13 protein-coding genes and 2 pseudogenes are annotated in these 20,959 nt (G+C 75.7%); 8 read left to right on the plus strand and 7 right to left on the minus strand.

Going from position 1 to position 20,959, the window contains the following annotated elements; translation table 11 throughout:
* Positions 1-55: 55 nt before the first annotated feature.
* Both mycP and TK50_RS17080 read right to left on the minus strand, forming a co-directional pair.
* Entirely contained in the window at positions 56-1,426 is a 1,371-nt protein-coding gene (mycP, locus tag TK50_RS17075; protein ID WP_043964972.1) for a type VII secretion-associated serine protease mycosin, read from the minus strand.
* Between the two features lie 99 nt (positions 1,427-1,525).
* A complete protein-coding gene (locus TK50_RS17080; RefSeq protein WP_043964974.1) occupies positions 1,526-5,512 on the minus strand; it encodes a type VII secretion protein EccC in 3,987 nt (1,328 codons plus the stop codon).
* A gap of 101 nt (positions 5,513-5,613) precedes the next feature.
* Between TK50_RS17080 and eccD the strand changes: the two genes are divergently transcribed.
* On the plus strand, positions 5,614-7,014 hold the full coding sequence (gene eccD, locus TK50_RS17085) for a type VII secretion integral membrane protein EccD (protein WP_043964976.1): 1,401 nt from the start codon (positions 5,614-5,616) through the stop codon (positions 7,012-7,014).
* Between the two features lie 31 nt (positions 7,015-7,045).
* Here the strand turns inward: eccD and TK50_RS17090 are convergent, their stop codons facing one another.
* Positions 7,046-7,552 carry an inorganic diphosphatase gene (locus TK50_RS17090; protein WP_007073387.1) on the minus strand — a complete coding sequence of 169 codons (507 nt, stop codon included), beginning with the start codon at positions 7,550-7,552 and terminating at the stop codon, positions 7,046-7,048.
* Positions 7,553-8,091: 539 nt separating this feature from the next.
* Here TK50_RS17090 and dacB point away from each other — a divergent pair.
* The 3 genes from dacB to tilS all read left to right on the plus strand — a co-directional run bounded on the left by dacB (position 8,092) and on the right by tilS (position 11,704).
* The gene (gene dacB / locus TK50_RS17095; protein ID WP_229404932.1) at positions 8,092-9,519 is read left to right on the plus strand and encodes a D-alanyl-D-alanine carboxypeptidase/D-alanyl-D-alanine endopeptidase; all 1,428 of its coding nucleotides are present in this window, start codon (positions 8,092-8,094) and stop codon (positions 9,517-9,519) included.
* 69 nt (positions 9,520-9,588) lie between these two features.
* Entirely contained in the window at positions 9,589-10,653 is a 1,065-nt protein-coding gene (locus tag TK50_RS17100; protein WP_043964979.1) for a zinc-dependent metalloprotease, read from the plus strand.
* 10 nt (positions 10,654-10,663) lie between these two features.
* Positions 10,664-11,704 (plus strand): tRNA lysidine(34) synthetase TilS, encoded by a 1,041-nt coding sequence (gene tilS / locus TK50_RS17105; protein WP_043964981.1) that lies wholly within the window; start codon positions 10,664-10,666, stop codon positions 11,702-11,704.
* 135 nt (positions 11,705-11,839) lie between these two features.
* On the opposite strand, the gene TK50_RS17110 is transcribed toward tilS, so the two are convergent.
* Positions 11,840-12,799 carry a GlxA family transcriptional regulator gene (locus tag TK50_RS17110; protein WP_043964983.1) on the minus strand — a complete coding sequence of 320 codons (960 nt, stop codon included), beginning with the start codon at positions 12,797-12,799 and terminating at the stop codon, positions 11,840-11,842.
* 151 nt (positions 12,800-12,950) lie between these two features.
* On the opposite strand from TK50_RS17110, the gene TK50_RS34435 reads away from it, so the two are divergent.
* The 4 genes from TK50_RS34435 to folE all read left to right on the plus strand — a co-directional run bounded on the left by TK50_RS34435 (position 12,951) and on the right by folE (position 16,857).
* The gene (locus tag TK50_RS34435) at positions 12,951-13,088 is read left to right on the plus strand and encodes a hypothetical protein (RefSeq protein ID WP_176734168.1); all 138 of its coding nucleotides are present in this window, start codon (positions 12,951-12,953) and stop codon (positions 13,086-13,088) included.
* Between the two features lie 102 nt (positions 13,089-13,190).
* Entirely contained in the window at positions 13,191-13,763 is a 573-nt protein-coding gene (gene hpt, locus TK50_RS17115; protein ID WP_043964985.1) for a hypoxanthine phosphoribosyltransferase, read from the plus strand.
* A gap of 380 nt (positions 13,764-14,143) precedes the next feature.
* A complete protein-coding gene (gene ftsH, locus TK50_RS17120) occupies positions 14,144-16,159 on the plus strand; it encodes an ATP-dependent zinc metalloprotease FtsH (RefSeq protein ID WP_043966385.1) in 2,016 nt (671 codons plus the stop codon).
* Between the two features lie 32 nt (positions 16,160-16,191).
* The gene (gene folE, locus TK50_RS17125; RefSeq protein ID WP_043964986.1) at positions 16,192-16,857 is read left to right on the plus strand and encodes a GTP cyclohydrolase I FolE; all 666 of its coding nucleotides are present in this window, start codon (positions 16,192-16,194) and stop codon (positions 16,855-16,857) included.
* Positions 16,858-16,952: 95 nt separating this feature from the next.
* Here folE and TK50_RS35715 read toward each other — a convergent pair whose 3' ends face one another.
* The 3 genes and pseudogenes from TK50_RS35715 to TK50_RS35785 all read right to left on the minus strand — a co-directional run.
* The gene (locus TK50_RS35715; protein ID WP_043964988.1) at positions 16,953-17,843 is read right to left on the minus strand and encodes a hypothetical protein; all 891 of its coding nucleotides are present in this window, start codon (positions 17,841-17,843) and stop codon (positions 16,953-16,955) included.
* 347 nt (positions 17,844-18,190) lie between these two features.
* Positions 18,191-20,479, minus strand: a pseudogene (locus TK50_RS17135) (FtsK/SpoIIIE domain-containing protein); the annotation flags it as partial.
* Positions 20,453-20,902 (minus strand): annotated as a pseudogene (locus tag TK50_RS35785) (FtsK/SpoIIIE domain-containing protein); the annotation flags it as partial. The pseudogenes TK50_RS17135 and TK50_RS35785, both read right to left, overlap by 27 nt.
* Positions 20,903-20,959: the final 57 nt, after the last annotated feature.

Consider the following 20,959-nt stretch of genomic DNA (forward strand, 5'->3'; position numbering starts at 1 on the left):
GGGCCGGGAATCGGGCAGGCCGGGCACGGAACCGGGCCGCGCCGCCGGGATGCGGTCAACGGCTGCGCTGGCGCAGCCGGCGGACCACCAGCGCGGCCCCGGCGACCAGGGCGGCGAGGAGGACCACGCCCGCCCAGAGCCGATGCGGGTCGGCGTCGTCGCGGCCGCCGGCCGGCTGGGCCGTCCAGCGGGTGTGCTGGCGGGGCGCGGTGAAGCCGAGCGGGTCCCCGCCGGCACCCGCGACCGGGGCGTCCTGCTCGGCGCCGGGCGCCGGGCCGAAGCCCACGACGCCGGGGGAGGACTGGTCGTCGAGCGGGTTGCGCCCCACCGGTGGCACGTCGGCGGTGAGCGCGGCGACCGGGTCGACCAGGCCGTACCCGAAGCGGTCGTCCCGGCCGGTGGGCCCGATGTCCCGGGCGGTGCTGATCAGCCGGTTGACCACCTCACCGGCGGACATCTGCGGCCAGCGGGCCCGGATCAGCGCGGCGGCCGCGGCCACCAGCGGCGACGCGAAGCTGGTGCCCTGCACCCGCCAGTAGCCGCTGCCGGGCCGGGCCCCGACCAGGCCGGTCGCCGGGGCGGTGAGGACCGTGGCGCGGCCGGTGATCGACCCGGACCACAGGTTGTCGCTGGCCCGTTCCAGGCCGGCGACGGCGATCACGCCCGGCTCCCGCGCCGGATACCAGACGTTGGTGTCGGAGGAGGCGGCGACGTTGCCGGTGCAGGCGACCACCACCACGTCGCGGGCGAACGCGTAGTCCAGCGCCGCAGCCAGGGCCGGGCTGTCGCCGCTGCCGCCGAGCGACAGGTTGATCACCCGGGCGCCGTTGTCGACGGCCCACCGGACGCCCCGGGCGACGATCAGCGCGTCGTCGTAGCGGTTCTCGTCGTCGAGGACCCGCACCGGGAGGATCTTCGCGTCGGGGGCGAGGCCCACCGCCCCCCGCCGGTCGTCGTTGCGGCCGGCGATCAGGCCCGCCACCGTCGTGCCGTGCCCGACCGGGTCCGGCCCGTCGGTGTCGCCGTCGTCGACCAGGTCGATGCCCGGCAGCACCTGGCCGGCCAGGTCCGGGTGGGAACCGTCCACCCCGGAGTCGATCACGGCGACGACGACCCCGCGCCCGGTCGAGGTGCGCCAGGCCGTCGACGCCCGCAGCTCGTCGAGCTGCCACTGCTCGTCGCGGACCTGGTCGGCACGGGCCGGCGTGTCGACGGGGGACACCCGCCAGGACGAACCCGCCGACACCGGCGCGGCGAGCGGGGCGAACCCGGGCAGCACGGTGGGGGGCGGTGCGGCGAGGGCCGCCGGCGGAACCGGGCCGACGAGCGACACCGCGAGCGCGGCGGTGCCCACCAGCGCGCGGCCGGTGAACCGTCGCGCGGTCGCGGGCCTGCCGTGCCGAACCCCAGTCACATTCCCAGCCATTCATCGCGGCGGACACATGCTGCTCGGAGATTACCGGTTCCCACCCCCGTCACGCGCCATTCCGGGGTCGGATCACCGGGTCGTCGGTGGGGCGGGCCCCTACGGCGGGGGAAGATGGGCCAGCTGCACCAGGCGTACGCCCTCGCGCCGGGTCACCAGCCGGGCCCGCCCCGGCGGGAGCGGCCCGGGCCGGACCTGCCCGACGATCGGCCCCTCGTCGGGGCTGCCGGCCATCACCAGCCCCGGGGTCGACAACTCCTTGAGCCGCTGGAGGAACTGGTCGTAGCCCCGGCCGGTGCCGCCGGCCCGGCGCGCCAGCACCAGGTGCAGGCCGATGTCCCGCGCCTGGGGGAGGTATTCCTCCAGGGCCCGCAGCGGGTTGACCGGCCCGCTGGCCACCAGGTCGTAGTCGTCGACCAGCACGAACAGCTCCGGCCCCGACCACCACGACCGCTGGCGCAGCTGCGCCGGGGTGACGTCCGGGCCGGGCAGCCGCAGCTGCATGTAACCGGCGGCGGACTCCACCAGTTCCGTGGTGCGGGCGGCGGCCGTGCCGTAGCCGATCCGGTGCTCGGTCTCGATCGCGCCGAGCAGGCTGCGCCGGTAGTCGACCAGGATCACCCGCGCCTGCTGCGGGGTGAACCGGCTGACGATGGTCGCCGCGAGGGCCCGCAGGAACGACGACTTGCCGCACTCGGCGTCGCCGAAGACCAGCAGGTGCGGCTCGGTGGCGAAGTCGAGCACCACCGGGCGCAGGTCCGCCTCGGCGATCCCCACCGGCAGCGCCAGACCGGCCGTCGCGCCCAGGTCCAGCTCCGCGTACGGCAGCACGGGCGGGAGCAGCCGGACCGGGGGCGCCGCCGGCCCGTCCCACGCCCCGGCGACCGCCTTGACCAGGGTCGCCGTGTCGCCCCCGGGCTCGGCCAGCCGGGGCAGGGCGGTGAGGAAGTGCAGGCTCTCGCCCGTCATGCCCCGCCCGGGCGTCTTGTCGGGCACGGTCGTCGCCGCCGCGCGGCGCACCAGCAGCGAGTCCGACGGGTCGCCGAGGCGCAGCTCCACGCGGGAGCCGAACAGGTCCCGGATCGCCGGGCGGTAGTCCGTCCAGCGGAGCGCGGTGGCCACCACGTGCACCCCGTACGACAGGCCCCGGGTGGCCAGCTCGGTGACCAGCGGCTCCAGGTCGTCGTACTCGCTGCGCAGCGTGTTCCAGCCGTCCACCACCAGGAACACGTCGCCGAAGGGGTCGGTGACGGGCTGCCCGGCGGCGGCGAGGGCGGCCCGTCGCTGCCGGTACGCGGCCATCGACTCCACCCCCAGCTCGGCGAAGCGGCGCTCCCGGTCGACCAGCACGGTGACCAGCTCCCCGACGGTGCGCCGCACCGCGGTCTGGTCGGTGCGGCCGGACACCCCGCCCACGTGCGGCAGGTCGCGCAGCGCGGCCAGCCCGCCACCGCCGAAGTCCAGGCAGTAGACCTGCGCCTCGACGGGCGTGTGGGTCAACGCCAGCGCGCACACCAGGGCGCGCAGCAGGCCCGACTTGCCGCTCTGCGGGCCACCGACCACGCCGACGTGCCCCGCCGACCCGCCGAGGGTGAGCCAGAGCAGGTCCCGCCGCTGCTCGAACGGCTTGTCGACGACGGCCACCGGCACCTGGAGCGCGCCGTGCAGCTCCGGGTTGGCGAAGGTCAGCCCGCGCGCCGGGTCGACGCCGACCGGGCCGAGCAGCTCGTCGAGGGTGGGCGCGGCGTCCAGCGGCGGCAGCCACACCTGGTGCGCGGGCGGGCCCTGCCCGGCCAGCCGCCCCACCAGCACGTCGAGCAGGCTGTCCCGGCCGGCGTCGTCCTCGGCGGTCGCCGTCAGCGCCGGGGTGGGCGGCTCCGGCACCGGCACCACGTGGGTGGTGAAGGTCAGCAGGCGGGGCGCGCCGGACCCGCCCGGACCCGTCGCGCCGCCCCGCCGCCGCAGCGGCCCCGAGACGTACGCGGCCTTGAAGCGCATCAGCGGCTCGGTGCCGAAGCGCAGGTAGCCGTGGCCCGGCGAGCGGGGCAGCTCGTGCGCGTCCGGCACCCCGAGCACCGTCCGGGACTCCAGGGCCGAGAAGGTCCGCAAACCGATCCGGTACGACAGGTGGGTGTCCAGCCCGCGCAGCCGCCCCTCCTCCAGCCGCTGGCTGGCCAGCAGCAGGTGCACCCCCAGCGACCGGCCCAGCCGGCCGATCTGCACGAACAGGTCGATGAAGTCGGGCTTGGCCGACAGCAGCTCGGAGAACTCGTCGCAGACCAGCAGCAGCGACGGCAGCGGGGCCAGCGGCGTGCCCGCCGCCCGCGCCCGCTCGTAGTCGCGCAGGCTGGCGTAGTTGCCGGCCCGGCGCAGCAGCTCCTGGCGGCGCATCAGCTCCCCGTTGATCGCGTCGACCATCCGGTCGACCAGCGGCAGCGCGTCGGCCAGGTTGGTGATCACCGCGGCGGTGTGCGGGAGCCGGTCGAAGGAGGCGAACGTGGCCCCGCCCTTGAAGTCGACCAGGACGAAGTTGAGCTGCTCGGAGCTGTGCGTGGCGGCCAGCCCGAGGACCAGGGTGCGCAGCAGCTCGGACTTGCCGGAGCCGGTGGCCCCGATCAGCAGCCCGTGCGGGCCCATCCCGTCCTGCGCGGACTCCTTGAGGTCCAGCTCGATCGCGCCGCCGTCGGCGCCCACCCCGATCGGCACCCGCAGCCGGTCGCGCGCCGACCGGGGCGCCCAGCCCTGCTCGGCCGTGAAGCCCTCCGGGTCGCCGATGCCGAGCAGCTCGGGCAGGCCCAGCTCGGCGTTGACCGGGGCGTCCGGCCCGCGTACGGCGGTGGCGAGCCGCAGCGGGGCGAGCCGGCGGGCGACCGCCTCGGCGTCGGCGGGCGCCAGCCGGTCGGGGGTGCCCACCTCGGCGTGCCCGTCGGCGGAGTGCGAGTGCAGCCGGCCGCCGCGCAGGTCGAGCAGGAGGGCGTACCGGTCGAGCAGCCGGGGCGGCGGGGTGTCCAGGTCGACCACGGTGACCGCGTCGATGCCGCCGTCGCCGACGAGGTCGGTGGCGCCGGTGAGATCGCCGCCGTCGAGCACCACCACGACGTGCGGCCCGTCGGTGGCCGGGCCGGCCGGGCTGAACCGGGACCGGCTGGCCAGCACCTCGTCGAGGAGCCGTTCCAGCTCGACGGCGGAGCTGGTGACCAGCCGGACGGGGCCGACGGCGTCGGTGCGGGTGGGGTGGTGGGCGTGCGGCAGCCACTTCACCCACTCCCACAGCGCCCGCCGCTCGGGGCCGGCGCAGACGGCGATCAGCAGCTCGTCGGGGGCGTGGAACACCGCGAGCTGGGTGAGCAGCGCCCGGGCCAGCGCCTGCGCGTCGGGCGACCCGGTGCCGGGGCGGATGCCCGCCTCCGCGCCCTCCGGGGACGCCCCGCCGCGCACGAAGACCCGGGCGAAGCTGCGCAGCGACAGGGCCACCGGCAGGTCGGGCACCACCGCGTACGCGTCGAGGAACCGCCGCAGCGCGCCGGCGGTCATCGGCTCCAGCTCCTCCAGCGGGCGGGTGACCGGGCCGACCAGCGGGGTGGCCAGGGTCTGCGGGCCGACGCCCACCCGCACCACGGCGAAGTCCGGGTCGCCGGGCCGGCGCTCCCACACGCGGTGGCTGTCGACGGTCGACCACAGCCGGCCCGGGTCGGGGTGGCGGTAGTGCAGCCCGGCCCGCTGCCGCTCGGCGGTCTGCCGGACCCGGCGGCGCAGCGTGCCCAGGTGCCGCAGGTACTCCCGGCGGGCGGCCATCATCTCCGACTTCTTCGGGGTGCCGGCGGCGCTGCCCCACGAGGTGACCAGCATGGCCAGGGAGGAGAGCCCGAACATCCCGCCGACCACGTACGAGTACGCCCCGCCGCCCCGGCCGAACATCATCGCCATCGCGACCGACCCGCCCAGCATGGGCAGCACCATCAGCGCCTGCTGCCACCGGCCGCCGGTGACGGCGGGGATCTCCGGCGGGGCCTCGACGGGCAGCTCGCCGACCGGGATCTCCGGTGCCGGCCGCCGGGGTGGTCGCTTGATGACGACGGTGGACACTCGGCCTCCCCACAGCGCTCGGTAACCCGAGCCTGGCTCATCGTAGGTAAAGTCCTGTCGTCCGCGCAGCCACCGTCCCCCCTCGATATGGAGATGCGCCGATGACAGTCGGGTTGGCCCGGGTCACGATCAGCGCCCCCCAGCGCCGGGTCGACGTCGCCCTGCCCGAGCAGGTCCCCCTGGCCGAGCTGCTGCCCGAGGTGCTCCGGCACGCCGGCGAGGGGCTGGCCGACGACGGCGAACGGCACGGCGGCTGGGTGCTGCGCCGCACCGACGGGGCGGTCCTGGCCACCGCCCAGGCGCTGCTGCCGCAGGGCGTCCGCGACGGCGAGGTGCTGCACCTGGTGCCGGCCCGCGCGCAGTGGCCCGAGCTGGAGTACGACGACGTGGTCGAGGCGATCGTCGATGGGGCCCGCCGCCGGGGTGCCGCCTGGTCGCCGGCCGCCACCCGGTGCGCCGCCCTGGCCGGGGCGGCCGTGCCGCTCGGCGTGGGGCTGCTCGCCGTCCTCGCCGCCGGCCCGGGGCCCGGGGCCGGCTGGCCCGTCGCGGTCGCGGTGGCGCTGCTGCTCACCCTCGCCGGGGCGGTCGCCTCCCGCGCGTACGGTGACGGGGCCACCGGCGCGACCCTCGGCGGCTACGCCCTGCCGTACGCGTTCGCCGCCGGTGCCCTCGCGGTCAGCTCCGGCGACCCGGTCGGCCCGGTCGCGCCGCTGCCCTGGCTGGGCGCCCCCGAGCTGCTGGCCGGCGCGGTGGCGCTGCTGCTGGTGGCGGTGCTCGGCCTGCTCGGGGTGGCCAGTCGGGTGCGGGTCTTCGTGGCCGGCGCGACCGTCGGCGCGGGCGGGGCGCTCGCCGCCCTCGGCGGGCTGACGCTGACCGCCGGGGGTGCCGCGGCGGTGCTGCTCTGCGCCCTGGTCTTCGCGCTCGGCGCGCTGCCGCTGCTGGCCATCCGGCTGGGCAAGATGCCGCTGCCGCCGATCACCCTGCCGGGCGACGACGGCCCCGGCGCGGACGCCGCCCGGGACCTGCCGGACCGGGCCCGGGTGCACGCGGCGGTGGCCCGCACCGAGGAGATGCTCACCGGGATGCTGCTCGGGCACGCCGTGCTGGTGGCCGGGGCGGCGGTGGTGCTGGTGACGGCGGGCGGCGTGGCCGGGCGGCTGCTGGTCGCCGTGGTCTGCGCGGTGCTGCTGCTGCGCACGCGGCTGTTCGTGGCGGTCCGCCACCGGGTGCCGCCGGTCGTCGCCGGGCTGGCGGGGGCCGTCCTGCTCGGCGGGGTGCTCGCCGTGGGCTCCGGGTCGGCGGGTCGGCTGGCGCTGGCCGTCGGCGGGCTGGCCGTCGCCCTGCTCGCCGTGGCGGCCGGCACCACGTACGCGCGGCGGCCCGCCTCCCCGTATCTGGGCCGGGCGGCCGACCTGGTCGACACGGCGCTGGTGGTGTCCGTGGTGCCGGTGGCCTGCGCGGTGCTCGACCTGTACGAGCGGGCCCGGGGGCTGCTCGGTTGAGCGGCTCCCGGGCCCGTCGGCGTGGGTGGGGTCAGTGGATGGTCTCGCCGCGCTCCTCGGCCTCCTTGGCCCGCCGGTACGACGCGCGGATCTCGGCCTCCGCCTCGACGCGACCGACCCAGGTCGCGCCCTCGACCGACTTGCCGGGCTCCAGGTCCTTGTACACCTCGAAGAAGTGCTGGATCTCCAGCCGGTCGAACTCGCCCAGGTGGTGGATGTCGCGCAGGTGCTCCTGGCGCGGGTCCTCGTAGGGCACGCAGAGGACCTTGTCGTCGCCGCCCTTCTCGTCGGTCATCCGGAACATGCCGATGGTGCGGCAGCGGATCAGGCAGCCCGGGAACGTCGGCTCGGGGACCAGCACCAGCGCGTCCAGCGGGTCGCCGTCCTCGCCCAGGGTGCCCTCGATGAACCCGTAGTCCGCCGGATACTGCGTGGACGTGAAGAGGGTGCGGTCCAGCCTGATCCGGCCGGTCGCGTGGTCCACCTCGTACTTGTTGCGGTGACCCTTGGGGATCTCAACCGTGACGTCGAAATCCATTTCCCACGCTCCCTCGTTTGCCCACGCTGGCTGACGGAACCAAGTGGCGGCGCCCCCGAGCAGGTGAATGCCCACCTGCCCGCTCCGGCCGCCGCATAGTGTTCGGACCGAAGTAGTGTCACCCAAGCTGTTTTCCGCACGGGGAGGAGGGGGTCGTGGGGAGGGAAGATTCACACTACCGCCCGCAGGGGGTTGACGGGCGGAAGAAGCCGCGCCCGGGGTCCGGGAGCGCGACCGGCCGGGTGCCGGTGCCCGAGGCGCACGTCCCGCGTGCCCAGGAGCCGGCCGTGGACGACTTCGATCCGGAGGCCACCGCCCCGATCGTGGGGTCCGGCGAGCCGGTGTGGCGGCCCCCGGACGCCGACCGCTCCCCGGAACTCGTCGCGACCCCCGCCCCCGCCGCGCCGGCCGTCCCCGGCGGGTCGGAGCCGGCCGCCGCGTCGGCCCCGCCCACGCCCGGCGGTCCCGGTGACCCGCCGGCCGGCCCCCCGCCGGGGTACGATCCGTCGCCCGCCCGCCGACGCCGCCTCCCGCTGGCCGTGCTCGCCGTGGTGCTGCTGTTCGCCCTGGTCGGCGCCGGCCTGGCGGTGGTCCGGCCCGGCCCGGTCGCCGGCTGGCTCGGCGACGGCAAGGACACCTCCCGGGCCGACGCCGAGGTCGTCGAGCCGGATCCGACCCCGGTCCTCGCCGGTCCGGACGCGCACGCCCCGGAGCCCACCGCCGACGGGGTGAAGGCCGCGATCGAGCCGCTGCTGGCCGCCCCGGAGCTGGGCGACCGGGTGAACGTCTCCGTGTCCGACGTGACGACCGGCCGGTCGCTCTACTCGCGGGGCGGCGACGACGCCACGGTGCCCGCCTCGGTGACCAAGCTGGCGACCGCGGTGACCGTGCTGGCCGCCCGCGGCCCCGACCACCGTGTGCCGACCCGGGCGGTGGCCGGCGCGGCACCGGGCGAGGTGGTGCTCGTCGGCGGCGGCGACCCGACCCTCGCGGTCGACGGCGACGGCTTCTATCCCGGCGCGGCCCGCCTCGACGATCTGGCCGAGCAGGTCAGGAAGGCCCTCGGCGGCACCGTGCCGACCCGGGTCACCGTCGACTCCTCGCTCTTCCCCGGCCCGGTCTACGGGCCCGGCTGGGACGCCGACATCCCGACCGGCGGGTTCGGCGCGGCGATCAGCGCGCTGATGACCGACGGCGCGCGGGTGGACCCGGTGGCGGCGAAGAAGAACTTCGAGGCGAGCCACGGCTGGGCGCAGCGCAGCCCCCAGCCGGACCTCGCCGCCGGCCGCGCCTTCGCCCGGCTGCTGGGGCTCTCCGGCGCCGCCGCCGAGGTCAAGCGGGGCACCGCGCCGGCCTCCGGCGGCGAGTCGACCGGCGCGGCCCCGGCCCCCGGCGCCGAGCTGGGCAAGGTCGAGTCCCCGCCGATGATCCGGCTGGTCGACATGATGATCACCGACAGCGACAACGTGATCGCCGAGGCGCTCGCCCGGCAGGTGGCGCTGGCCCGGGACCAGCCGGCGTCCTTCGCCGGCGGCGCGGCGGCGATGGACATCGTCCTCGGCGAGCTGGGCCTGCCCGCCGACGAGATCACCCTCTCCGACGCCAGCGGGCTGTCCCGCAGCGACCGGATCAGCCCCTCCCTGCTGACCGACCTGATCGCCATCGCCGGCGACGGCTCCCACCCGGAGCTCGGCAGCATCTTCGGCGGCCTGCCGGTGGCCGGCTGGTCGGGCACCCTCGACGGGCGGTACCGGTCGGACGGCACGACGGCCGGGGCCGGCGTGGTCCGCGCCAAGACCGGCACGCTGACCGGGGTGCACGCCATCGCCGGGCTGGTCACCACGGCCGACGGGCGGCTGCTCACCTTCGCCGTGCTCGCCGACAAGGCCCCGGCGGGCAGCCTCGACGACACCCGCCGCGCCCTCGACCGCGTCACGTCCGCCCTGGCCCGCTGCGGCTGCCGCTGACCGGTCCGCGGTGGTATGTCCTCCGATCACCGAAAGGTGGGGGTGTTCCGGCGCGGGTACGGTGGGTGCATGGCGCAGTTCGTGGACTGGGATCTGGCCGCCGCGACGGCGGGGGCCCTGGGCAAGTCGGGGCCCCGGGTGTCGTACGCCGAGGCCACCGAGGTGGTCTCCGAGCTGCGGCGGCTGACCGACGAGGCGGCCGGGCACGTGGCCGACTACACGGGGCTGCGGTCCCAGGTGGTCCACCCGCCCGTGCGGGTGGTGGACCGCCGGGACTGGGCGGCCACCAACATCGCCGGGCTGCGGGAGGTGATCACCCCACTGGTCAGCCGGCTCTCCGGCGACAAGCGGCCGGGCCCGCTCACCGAGGCGGTCGGCTCCCGGCTCACCGGAGTGCAGGCCGGCACCGTGCTGGCGTACCTGTCCGGCCGGGTCCTCGGCCAGTACGAGGTCTTCTCCGGCGACCCCGGCCAGCTGCTGCTCGTCGCGCCGAACATCGTCGAGGTGGAGCGGAAGCTCGGGGCCGACCCGCGCGACTTCCGGCTCTGGGTCTGCCTGCACGAGGTCACCCACCGCACCCAGTTCACGGCCGTGCCCTGGATGCGGGCCTACTTCCTCGGCGAGGTGCAGGCGTTCGTGGACGCCTCGCAGGGCGGCGAGCACCTGCTGGAGCGGCTGCGCCGGGGCGTCGCCACCCTCTCCGACGCGGTGAAGGACCCGGACAGCCGGGCCAGCGTGCTGGACATCGTGCAGACCCCCGCCCAGCGGGCCGTGCTCGACCGGCTCACCGCGCTGATGACCCTGCTGGAGGGGCACGCCGAGTTCGTCATGGACGGCGTCGGCCCGCAGGTCATCCCCAGCGTCGAGTCGATCCGGGCCGCGTTCAACCGGCGCCGGGAGACCGGCAACCCGCTGGAGAAGGCGATCCGCCGGCTGCTCGGCGTCGAGGTCAAGATGCGCCAGTACGCCGAGGGCCGCAAGTTCGTCCACGGCGTCGTCGAGCGCGTCGGCATGGAGGGCTTCAACAAGATCTTCGGTTCCCCGCTGACCCTGCCCCGGCTCGACGAGCTGGGCGACCCCGACGCGTGGGTGGCCCGGGTGCACGGACCGGCCGGCACCCCGACCGCCGGCTGACCGTACGCCGATGCCCGCGCTCGCCCCGGCGGTCGCCGCCGTCCGGCTCGCGGTCCGCCGCGCGCTGACCGGGCTGCCCGGGGCCGGGCCGGTGCTCGTCGCCTGCTCGGGCGGGGCCGACTCGCTGGCACTGGCCGCCGCCGCCGCGTTCGTCGCGCCCCGGCTGGGCCGCCCGGTCGGCCTCGTCACCGTCGACCACGCGCTGCAGGCCGGCTCCGACCGGCGGGCCGCCGACGTCGCGGCCTGGGCCGCCGGGGCCGGCTTCGCGCCGGCCGAGGCGGTACGCGTCGACGTCGCCGGCCGCCCCGGCGGCCCCGAGGCGGCGGCCCGCGAGGCGCGCTACCAGGCGCTCGCCGAGGCGGCCCGGCGGCACGGGGCGGCGGCCCTGCTCACCGGGCACACCCGCGACGACCAGGCCGAGACGGTGCTGCTGGCGCTGGCCCGGGGCGCCGGCCCGCGCGGGCTGGCCGGGATGCCGCCCCGGCGGGACCTGGCCGGGGTGCCGCTGCTGCGGCCCCTGCTCGACGTGGGCCGCGAGCAGACCCGCAAGGCGTGCGCCGCGCTCGGCCTCACCCCGTGGGAGGACCCGCACAACGCCGACCCGTCGTACGCCCGGGCCCGGGTCCGGGCCGACGCGCTGCCCGCGCTGGTCCGCGCCCTCGGCCCCGGGGTGGTGGACAACCTGGCCCGGACCGCCCGCCTGGCGGCCGCCGACGCGGCGGCCCTCGACGAGCTGGCCGCCGCCGCCCTGCCCGCGACCTCGTCGGCCGGCAGCTCGTCCGCCGTCGACGGTCCGGCCGGCGTGCGGGCCCCCGGCGGCGGGCTGGTGGTGGCGGCGCTGGCCGGGCTCGCCCCGGCCGTGCGGACCCGGGTGTTGCACGCCTGGGCCCGGGAGCTGGGCGCGTCGCCGGCCGCGCTGTCGCACCGGCACGTCGAGGCGCTCGACGCCCTGGTCACCGCCTGGCACGGACAGGGCGACGTCCATCTGCCCGGCGGCCTGCGGGTGGCCCGCCGCGCGGGCCGGTTGACCGCGGCCGGCCCGGCCGGCTGACCGACGTCGCGCCGGCTGCGCCCACGCCGCCGCCCCGGCCGGCTCGGGTGATCGACTCCGTGCCGGCGACATGGGGGCTTCCGGCTCACGGTGACCCCGCCAGGTCGCCGGCCTGGAGTGGAGCACGCTGGAGGCTCAGGAGGCGGCGACGCGGTCGCGGAAGGTGGTGCGGTAGGCGTGCGGGGTGGTGCCGACCCGCCGGGCGAAGTGGTGCCGCAGCGCCGCGGCGTCGCCGAAGCCGGACCGGCCGGCCACGCTCTCCACGCTCAGCGGGGTCTCCTCCAGCAGCCGCCGGGCCAGCAGCACCCGCTGGTTGGTCAGCCAGTCGTGCGGGGTGGTGCCGGTCTCGGCGCGGAACCGGCGGGCGAAGGTGCGCGGCGTCATCCCGGCGCGGGCGGCGAGCTCGTCGACGGTGACCGGCCGGTCGAGGTGACCCACCAGCCACGCCAGGACCGGCTCCAGGGTGGGCGCCTCGGGGGCCTTCGGGATGGGCGCCTCGACGTACTGCGACTGGCCGCCGTCGCGGTGCGGCGGGACGACCATCCGGCGGGCGAGTCGGGTGGCGATTGCCGACCCGTGCTCGTGGCGCACCAGGTGCAGGCAGGCGTCGATGCCGGCGGCCGTGCCGGCGCCGGTGAGCAGGCGGCCGTCGGCCACGTAGAGCGAGTCGCAGCGGACCCTGGCCCGGGGGTGGCGGCGCTGCAGTTCGTCGACGTGCCGCCAGTGGGTGGTGCACTCCCGGTCGTCGAGCAGCCCCGCCGCGCCGAGCACGAACGCGCCGGTACAGACGCTGAGCACGTACGCGCCGCGCGCGTGCGCCCGGCGCAGCGCCGCCAGCACCTCGGGCGGTGCGACCGCGCCGTCGTGCCCGGGGACCGCCACGAGGTCGGCGTCCTCGACCGGCGTCAGGTCCGCGTTCGGGGTGACGAGGAAGCCGGAGGAGGTACGCACCGGAGCGCCGTCGGCGGCGCAGACGTCGAACCGGTAGCCGGGGAAGCCGTCGTCGGTGCGGTCGGTGCCGAACACCTCGGCGAACACGCCCAGCTCGAACGGGACCACCTGGTCCATCATGACGACGGCGACGGAACGGAGCATGTGACGAGGGTAACCGCTCGGGTGGCAGGAAATCGAGGTGCAGTGGCGTTCCTGCCACTGTCCCGCCGCCCGGCGGGGGCGCAGACTTGGGTCAAGTCCGGTGCGCACCGGCGGCGAAAGCATCCCAAAGCCTGCGAAAGCGAGCGCCGCCATGGAATCCCTGTTGCTCCTGCTCTTCCTGCTCTTCCTGGCCGCCGCCTCGGCGGCCGGCCTCACCGCCGACACCCGGGACTCGGCGGACTGGAAGCCCACCGACGGCGGCCGCCGGTGGCGGTCCCGCACCTGCTGACCTGATTGCTGTCGGTATGCGCGAGAAATGCCAGGCGGGGCCGGCCCCGAAAGAGGCGGCCCCGCCGACGGCGGACATCCGGCGTACGGCAGGCTAGGAGCCATGGCTGACGGCTCCTGGTACGACGCCGACATCGACCACGTGATCATTTCCGAGGCGCAGATCCGCGAGAAGACCGCAGAGCTGGCCAAGCAGGTGTCGGCGGATCACGCCGACGTCGACGGGCTGCTGCTCGTCTGCGTGCTCAAGGGCGCGGTCATGTTCATGGCCGACTTCGCGCGGGCGCTCGGCCGGCAGGGCCCCCCGGTCGAGCTGGACTTCATGGCGATCTCCTCGTACGGCCAGGGCACCACCTCCTCCGGCGTGGTGCGCATCCTCAAGGACCTGGACCGGGACATCGCCGGCCGGCACGTGGTGGTCGTGGAGGACATCGTCGACTCCGGCCTCACCCTGTCCTGGCTGCTGCGCTACCTGGAGTCGCGGTCGGCGGCCAGCGTCGAGGTCGTCGCCCTGTTCCGCAAGCCGGAGGCGATCAAGGTCCCGGTGCCGGTGAAGTACGTCGGGTTCGACATCCCGACCGAGTTCGTCGTCGGCTACGGCCTCGACTTCGGCGAGCGCTACCGCGAGCTGCCCTACGTCGGCGTGCTCAAGCCCGAGGTCTACGCCCGCGCCTGACCGACGGGCGCGGCGCGGTGCCCGTCAAGCGGACGTTCAGCGCACTCTCAGCTGATCGGACTACGGTAGAGGCCGGTGGTGTGGACGCACCCTCCACGTCCGACCCCTCGACCCGCGTGACCGGGCGGTCGGGTGGCCGGGCGGGGAAACCACGCCACGCCGGCTGAAACCCGGTTCGCCTTACGCGTAACTGCTGGCCTCGCAAGGCCACATGTCGCGCACACGGTGTACCGTCGAGTGACCGTGACGCGGCAGTGACGCGTCCCGGGGTCGAGGCCGGCCCGCACGGCGGCTCCGGCCGCCGCCGCGGCGGCGACAGCCATTCAGACGGTCAGGACGTCGATCAGGAGGATGCGGGCGTCTCGGCGCTCGACAACAGCATGGAACGTACGCGTTTCTTCCGCCGACCGGTGGTCTGGATCATCCTGGTCATCCTCGGCGCCGTTGTGCTCAGTCAGCTGTTCACCGCTGGTCCCAGCTACCACCGCGTGGACACTTCCGTTGCGCTCGACCAGCTGCACACCGCCAAGATCAAGAAGGCGGTCTTCCAGGACAAGGAGCAGACGCTCCAGCTGGACCTGGAGAACAAGACCAAGTTCGGTGACACCACCACCGACCGGATCGAGGCCCAGTTCCCGTACGAGGTCGGTGACGAGGTCTGGAACGACGTCCTCGCGGCCAAGGCGGCGAACCGGATCACCGGCCCGGCCGACACCAAGGTGTCGTCCGACAGCGTCTGGGTGAGCCTGCTGGTCAACCTGCTGCCCATCGCGCTGCTCGTGCTCCTGCTGCTGTTCTTCATGTCGCAGATGCAGGGCGGCGGCTCCCGGGTGCTCAACTTCGGCAAGTCCAAGGCGAAGATGATCACCAAGGACACCCCGAAGACGACCTTCGCGGACGTCGCGGGCGCCGAGGAGGCCGTCGAGGAGCTGCACGAGATCAAGGACTTCCTGCAGAACCCGGCGAAATACCAGGCCCTGGGCGCGAAGATCCCGAAGGGCGTGCTGCTCTTCGGCCCGCCCGGCACCGGTAAGACGCTGCTCGCCCGCGCCGTCGCCGGCGAGGCGGGGGTGCCGTTCTACTCGATCTCCGGCTCCGACTTCGTCGAGATGTTCGTGGGTGTAGGCGCGAGCCGGGTCCGCGACCTGTTCGAGCAGGCCAAGTCCAACGCCCCGGCGATCGTCTTCGTCGACGAGATCGACGCCGTCGGCCGCCACCGCGGCGCCGGCATGGGCGGCGGCCACGACGAACGCGAGCAGACCCTCAACCAGCTCCTCGTCGAGATGGACGGCTTCGACACCAAGGGCGGGGTCATCCTGATCGCCGCCACCAACCGGCCGGACATCCTCGACCCGGCGCTGCTGCGCCCCGGCCGCTTCGACCGGCAGATCCCGGTGGACGCCCCCGACATGGAGGGCCGCAAGGCCATCCTGCGGGTGCACGCCAAGGGCAAGCCGTTCACCCCCGACGTCGACCTCGACTCGGTGGCCCGCCGCACCCCGGGCTTCAGCGGCGCCGACCTGGCCAACGTGATCAACGAGGCCGCGCTGCTCACCGCCCGCAAGGACCAGCGGGCGATCACCAACGACTCCCTGGAGGAGTCGATCGACCGGGTCATCGCCGGCCCGCAGCGCCGCACCCGGGTGATGAGCGACCAGGAGAAGAAGATCACCGCGTACCACGAGGGTGGGCACGCGCTGGTCGCCTGGGCGCTGCCGCACGCCGCACCGGTGCACAAGGTGACGATCCTGTCGCGTGGCCGCTCGCTGGGCCACACGCTGGTCCTGCCGACGGAAGACAAGTACACCCAGACCCGCGCCGAGATGGTCGACACCCTGGCGTACGCGCTGGGCGGCCGGGCCGCCGAGGAGCTGGTCTTCCACGAGCCGACCACCGGCGCCGGCAACGACATCGAGAAGGCCACCGGGCTGGCCCGCGCGATGATCACCCAGTACGGCATGAGCTCCAAGCTCGGTGCGATCAAGTACGGCACCAGCGGCGACGAGCCGTTCCTCGGCCGCAACATGGGCCACGAGCGGGACTACTCCGACGCGGTGGCCGCCGAGATCGACAACGAGATGCGGGCGCTGATCGAGCTGGCCCACGACGAGGCCTGGGAGATCCTGGTGGAATACCGGGACGTCCTGGACAACATCGTCCTGGAACTGATCGAGAAGGAGACCCTCTCCACCGCCGACATGGCCCGGATCTGCGCCCGCGTGGTGAAGCGCCCGCCGATGGCCCCCTACAACGGCTTCGGCAAGCGTCAGCCCTCCACCGAGCCCCCGGTCCTCACGCCGACCGAGAAGGAGGCGCTCAAGGCGCAGGCCCAGGCCGACGGTGCCTCCGTCGGCGGCGGCCTGCCGGGCTCCAACAACTCGGACGGTACGCACTGAGCACCGACCCGACGCCCGGTCACGAGGCACCGATCCCGAGTGCCTCGTCGACCGAGCCCGACACCGACGGTCTGGACTACCTCGCCGCGCGGCTGGTCAACGGTAAGTTGACCGGTCGCCCGGTCGAGGAGTCCGTCGACCTGGCCCGCATCGAGAAAGCCGTACGCGAGATCCTCATCGCCGTCGGCGAGGATCCCGACCGCGACGGTCTCGTGAAGACCCCGGCCCGGGTCGCCCGCGCGTACGCCGAGCTCTTCGCCGGCCTGCGGGTCGACCCGGCGCAGGTGCTCAGCACCACCTTCGAGGCCAACCACGAGGAGCTGGTGCTCGTCCGCGACATCGATGTGATGAGCCTCTGCGAGCACCACCTGCTCCCGTTCCGGGGCAGCGCGCACATCGGCTACATCCCCGGGCCGGACGGCCGGATCACCGGCCTGTCCAAGCTCGCCCGGCTCGTCGAGGTCTTCGCCCGCCGTCCCCAGGTGCAGGAGCGGCTCACCTCGCAGATCGCCGACCTGCTGATGAGCAGCCTCGCCCCGCGCGGCGTCGTGGTCGTGCTCGAATGCGAGCACATGTGCATGGCCATGCGCGGCATCCAGAAGTCCGGAGCGAAGACCATCACCTCCGCGGTGCGCGGCGTGCTCCAGCACGACGCCAAGTCCCGCGCCGAGGCGATGGCCCTGATCATCCCCCGCTGACCGGCGGGGCAATCCGACGCCGGGGCGACCACGCGGTCGCCCCGGCGTCGTCGTACCCGGCCCCCTGGCCGCGCGGCCGGTCACGGCCCTGTTGGTCAACCGGCCAGCATCGCCAGCACGAGCCCGGCGGTGGTCAACACAGCCGGGACGAGACACACCAGGACCCCCCACCGGGGCGTCCGGTCCACCGGGCTGCCGGCCGGGGCACCGGCCCGCCCGCCCGGAGCGGAGGGCACGGCACCACCGCCGGTCAGCACGGCCGGGTCGCCCGCCGGGCGGACCGGGGCCGCACCGTGCGCCGCTGCCCCACCGGCGGGCCGTTCGGCGTTCCGTCCGGCGTGGTGTGCCGCCGCCGCCCCCGAGGTCTCGCCGAAGAGGCGGCCCACGCCGATCCAGCCCACGACGAAGGCGGCCGCAGGCATCGGGAGCCCGCACACCAGGGCCACCACGCTCGCCGGACCGGGACCCGTCGTCGCGTACAGCAGCACCTGAAGCAGCGGAACGACCAGCGCGAGCGGCCCGTAGACCAGCATGTTGCGCAGCCGTGGCGGCCAGGTCCCCGCACCGGTCCGGCCACGCCCGGCCAACAGGCCGTCCGCCCCGTCCGCCCACTCCCGCGCCGCGCGCAGGGCCGTCGACACCGCCGTCGGCCCGCCGACCATCTCCCGGGCCGCCTCGCTCAACTCCGGCGGCGACGGCGCCAACACGATCGGGGGTACGCCCAACTCGCGCAGCCGGGACCGCTGTGGTGCCAGCCGCTCGCGTACCCCGGTCAGCTCCTCGCGGGCGGCCTGCACCGCCCGGGCCTGCTCTGTCGCGGCGGTCGCCGCGCCCCGGCGTACCCCGTCGAGCTGGCGGGCGGCGGCGACGTACTCCGTCCACGCCGCGGCGCCGTCGACGGCGGGCACCGGGTCGACGCCGGTCCGCTGCCGGACCGGCCCCGCAGCCGGCGGCGCGGCGACGACGCTGATCGACTCCCGGCTCACTCGCCCTCCCCGTCGTCGGTCCCTGCCGTGGCACCGGCGGCCCCCGTCGCGGTGCCGCCTCCCGTCGCGATGCCGCCTCCCGTCGGGGTGTCGGCTCTCGTCGCGGTGCCGCCTCCCGGCGTGGTGTCGGCTTCCGTCGGGGGGCCCGTCGACGGCGGAGCGTCACCGCCCGGACCGGCGAACGGCACCAGCAGGACGCCCCGCTCGTCCGGGCCGTCCCAGAGCATCGCCCGGCCCGGCCGGGGACGCCACTGCACCGGACGCCCGAACAGCGCCGCGAGCTGGGCTCCCGGCACGTCCACCGCGACCACGGCGGCCAGCTTGTCGAGATCGTCCTCGGCCCGGGCCATCGCCGTGAACGGCGGCACCGTGCGCCACCAGCCGAGCAGATGCCGGCCGGCGGGCGGGCCGTCCCGCAGCAGGACCCGCAGCCGGTCCGCCAGCAGCTCGTGAACGGCGGCCGGGTCGGCCGGCCGATCGCGCGTGTCAGGCCCGTTCGCCGGCCGCTCGTTGGCGGCGCGCCGGTCCGTCGGCCGCCCCTGCGGGGCAGGCCCGTCAGCCGGTCGCTCCTGCGAGGCGACCCTGTCCAACCCGAAGACCACGAGGTAACCGGGTTCCTCGGCGTCGACGGCGGCGAGCAGTCCCGGCAGGTCGACACGCTCCACCCGGTGCTGGCCGGCGAGGTCCGCCGCGAGGGAGTCCGCCACCGGTGCCGCCTCGGCGGCGAGTGCGGCCACCACGAACCGTCCCGTGCCCGGTGGGTGGTGCGCCGCGACACTACGGGCCGCGGTGGCCAACAGGGCGACCGCCTCCGCCCCCGGGCCGAGGACGGCCAGATTGCGGCCGGCACCCGCGCCCAGCGGCACCATGACCGTCGACCGGGACAGATCCACCGCCCGCCCCAGCAGGGCCACCGGTCCCCGAGCCCGTCCCGCGAAGGCCGCCCGGTAGTGCGGATCGTTACGCAACGACGGGCGCGCCCAACCGGCGAAGACGACCGGCGGAGCCGACCGCTCCGGACGGGCCGTCCAGAGCCTGCGCCGCAGCTCCCCGATCGTCTCCGGAGCCTCGTGCGGGTCGGGGAAGCGGACCATCCGCTCGTGCCCCCGGGTGGCACCCCGGGGACCGCCCAGGCCGCCCGCAGTGTTCACCACCGCACTGCCCACCGGCAGCCCGGCCGCGGCGTCGTTGCTCGGCTCCAACACCGGACCGCCGCCGGCCAGCGCCACCCGCACCGGGAACTGCCCGAGCATCGAGTCGCGGGTCGTCGGCCCGCCGGCGATCCCGAGATCGCCCTCCCCGGCCAGGACCAGGTGCACGCCGTACGCCCGACCGGAGCGGGCCAGGGCGTCCAGCCGGGCGACCGCGTCGGTGGCCAGCCGGTCCCGCTCGGCCAACAGGAGCGGAAGATTGTCGATCACGCAGACCACCCGGGGCAGGGCCTGGTGCTCACGCAGGCCGGCGAACCGCTGCCCACCGGCGCGCTGGCCGGCCTCCTCCCGGCGACGGGCCTCCGCCGTCAGCTCGTCGAGGAGGTCCAGCACGTACTCCCGGTCGGCGGCCATCCCCGCCGACCGCACCTGCGGCACCCAGGACCGGTCCCGCTCGGTCTGCAGGAACTCCGCGAACGACTCGCCGTCACCCAGGTCGGCCAGGTGCAGGACCAACTCGTCCGGGCCGTACCGGGCGGATAGGCCGAGCAGCACGTTGCTGAGGAACGCGGCACGATCCGCCCCGGACCGCCCGCTGACCAGCCAGTGCGGGGTCAGCTCGGTGAATCCCACGGTCACCGGACGACCACCCGCGTCCCCGACCGTGGTGGAGACGCCCTCCGCGGAGCCCACCGCCCACAGTGGCGCGGTCGGGTCGGGCAGCAGGTCGGCCAGGCTGAGCCGGGAACCGGCCTCGATCTCCGTGGCCAGCCGTCGGCACACGGCGTCGACCAGCTCCGACGGCGGATCGTCGTCGACGAAGACGGGGGAGTTCAGCCCGCCGGGTGGCTCCGCCCCCGGACCCGCCAGGGAACTACCCGGCGGGTCACCCAGCAGCGCGTACGCGTTGCGCATGGCCAGGGGGGTGGCCTGCGGCAGGGGAGCCCGGGTCGCGCACGGGCCGGCCGGTGGCCAGCCGGCCACGATCAGGTGCAGGCCGGCAGCCCGACCCCGCGCCGCCAGCGCCTCGACCCGATCCAGATCGGCCGGATCCGTCGCCTCCGGCCACCCGGCCACGACCAGCAGCAGCGTACGGTCGTGCCGGCGCGGCCGGCCACTGCCCGGCGACACCCACTGCTCCGCCTCGGTGAGCACGGCCCGCAGCCCGGCGACGTCCGTGGCCGGCGGGGGCAGCAGGCCGGCGTCCGCGAGCCCGGCGAACGGGGCGAACGTGCCATCCGGTGGTGCAGCCCGTCCGGTGCCGGTGCCGCTGGTGTCGGTGGTCGTGGCCGGGCTCGCGCCTGTACCGCTGGTGTCGGTGGTCGCGGCCGGGCTCGCGCCTGTACCGCTGGTCGTGGCCGTGCGCGCGGCGGTGGCGGTGCTCGGTCCTGCGCCGGGCACCGTGTTCGTTCGCGCGCCGGTCGCGGTGCCGACGGTGGTGGTGCTGATGCTTGCGGCGCCGGTCCCGTCGACGACGCGGACCAGCAGGCAACCGGCGGGCGTCCCCGCCAGCAGGCGCAGCAGTACGGCCCGGAGCAGCCCCGCCACTCGTGGATCCCGGGCGTCGCTGTCGATCGTCAGATGGCCGGTGCCGAGCAGCGGCACGAGGGCGGGGAAGCGTGCGTCGTCCAGCGGCGCCGCCATGCCCACCCGGACGAACGGCGGTGGACCCTCGCCCGAAGGGGCCGCCACGGTGAGTGTCTCCAGTGACGCCCCCGCCCAGCCCGGTGCGAGCAGAGCCGCCGTGGACCGCAGCCGGTCCGCCAACTCGTACTGGCGGCGCTGGTCGGCCGGCGCGGGCCGGATCTCGTCGAGGATGGCGGCCGCCGCGGCGGCCGTCGCCTCCGCCCTGCGGTGCAGGGCAGCGGCGCGGTTGGTGCGTGTCCTCGGACCGAACACCGCGTCCACCCCCTCGTCCCGAGGTTGGGAACCCCTCCCCGAGCAGTGACGGTATCCCAGGTCCCG

It is taken from the genome of Micromonospora haikouensis (assembly GCF_000876225.1).
GTDB lineage: Bacteria > Actinomycetota > Actinomycetes > Mycobacteriales > Micromonosporaceae > Micromonospora > Micromonospora haikouensis.

Coding starts and splice junctions, on each gene's coding strand:
- TK50_RS34435 (WP_176734168.1), top strand. CDS start 12,951: ATGGAATCCCTGTTGCTCCTGCTCTTCCTGCTCTTCCTGGCCGCCGCC.
- hpt (WP_043964985.1), top strand. CDS start 13,191: ATGGCTGACGGCTCCTGGTACGACGCCGACATCGACCACGTGATCATT.
- eccD (WP_043964976.1), top strand. CDS start 5,614: ATGACAGTCGGGTTGGCCCGGGTCACGATCAGCGCCCCCCAGCGCCGG.
- TK50_RS17090 (WP_007073387.1), bottom strand. CDS start 7,552: ATGGATTTCGACGTCACGGTTGAGATCCCCAAGGGTCACCGCAACAAG.
- mycP (WP_043964972.1), bottom strand. CDS start 1,426: ATGGCTGGGAATGTGACTGGGGTTCGGCACGGCAGGCCCGCGACCGCG.
- tilS (WP_043964981.1), top strand. CDS start 10,664: ATGCCCGCGCTCGCCCCGGCGGTCGCCGCCGTCCGGCTCGCGGTCCGC.
- ftsH (WP_043966385.1), top strand. CDS start 14,144: ATGGAACGTACGCGTTTCTTCCGCCGACCGGTGGTCTGGATCATCCTG.
- TK50_RS17110 (WP_043964983.1), bottom strand. CDS start 12,799: ATGCTCCGTTCCGTCGCCGTCGTCATGATGGACCAGGTGGTCCCGTTC.
- TK50_RS17100 (WP_043964979.1), top strand. CDS start 9,589: ATGGCGCAGTTCGTGGACTGGGATCTGGCCGCCGCGACGGCGGGGGCC.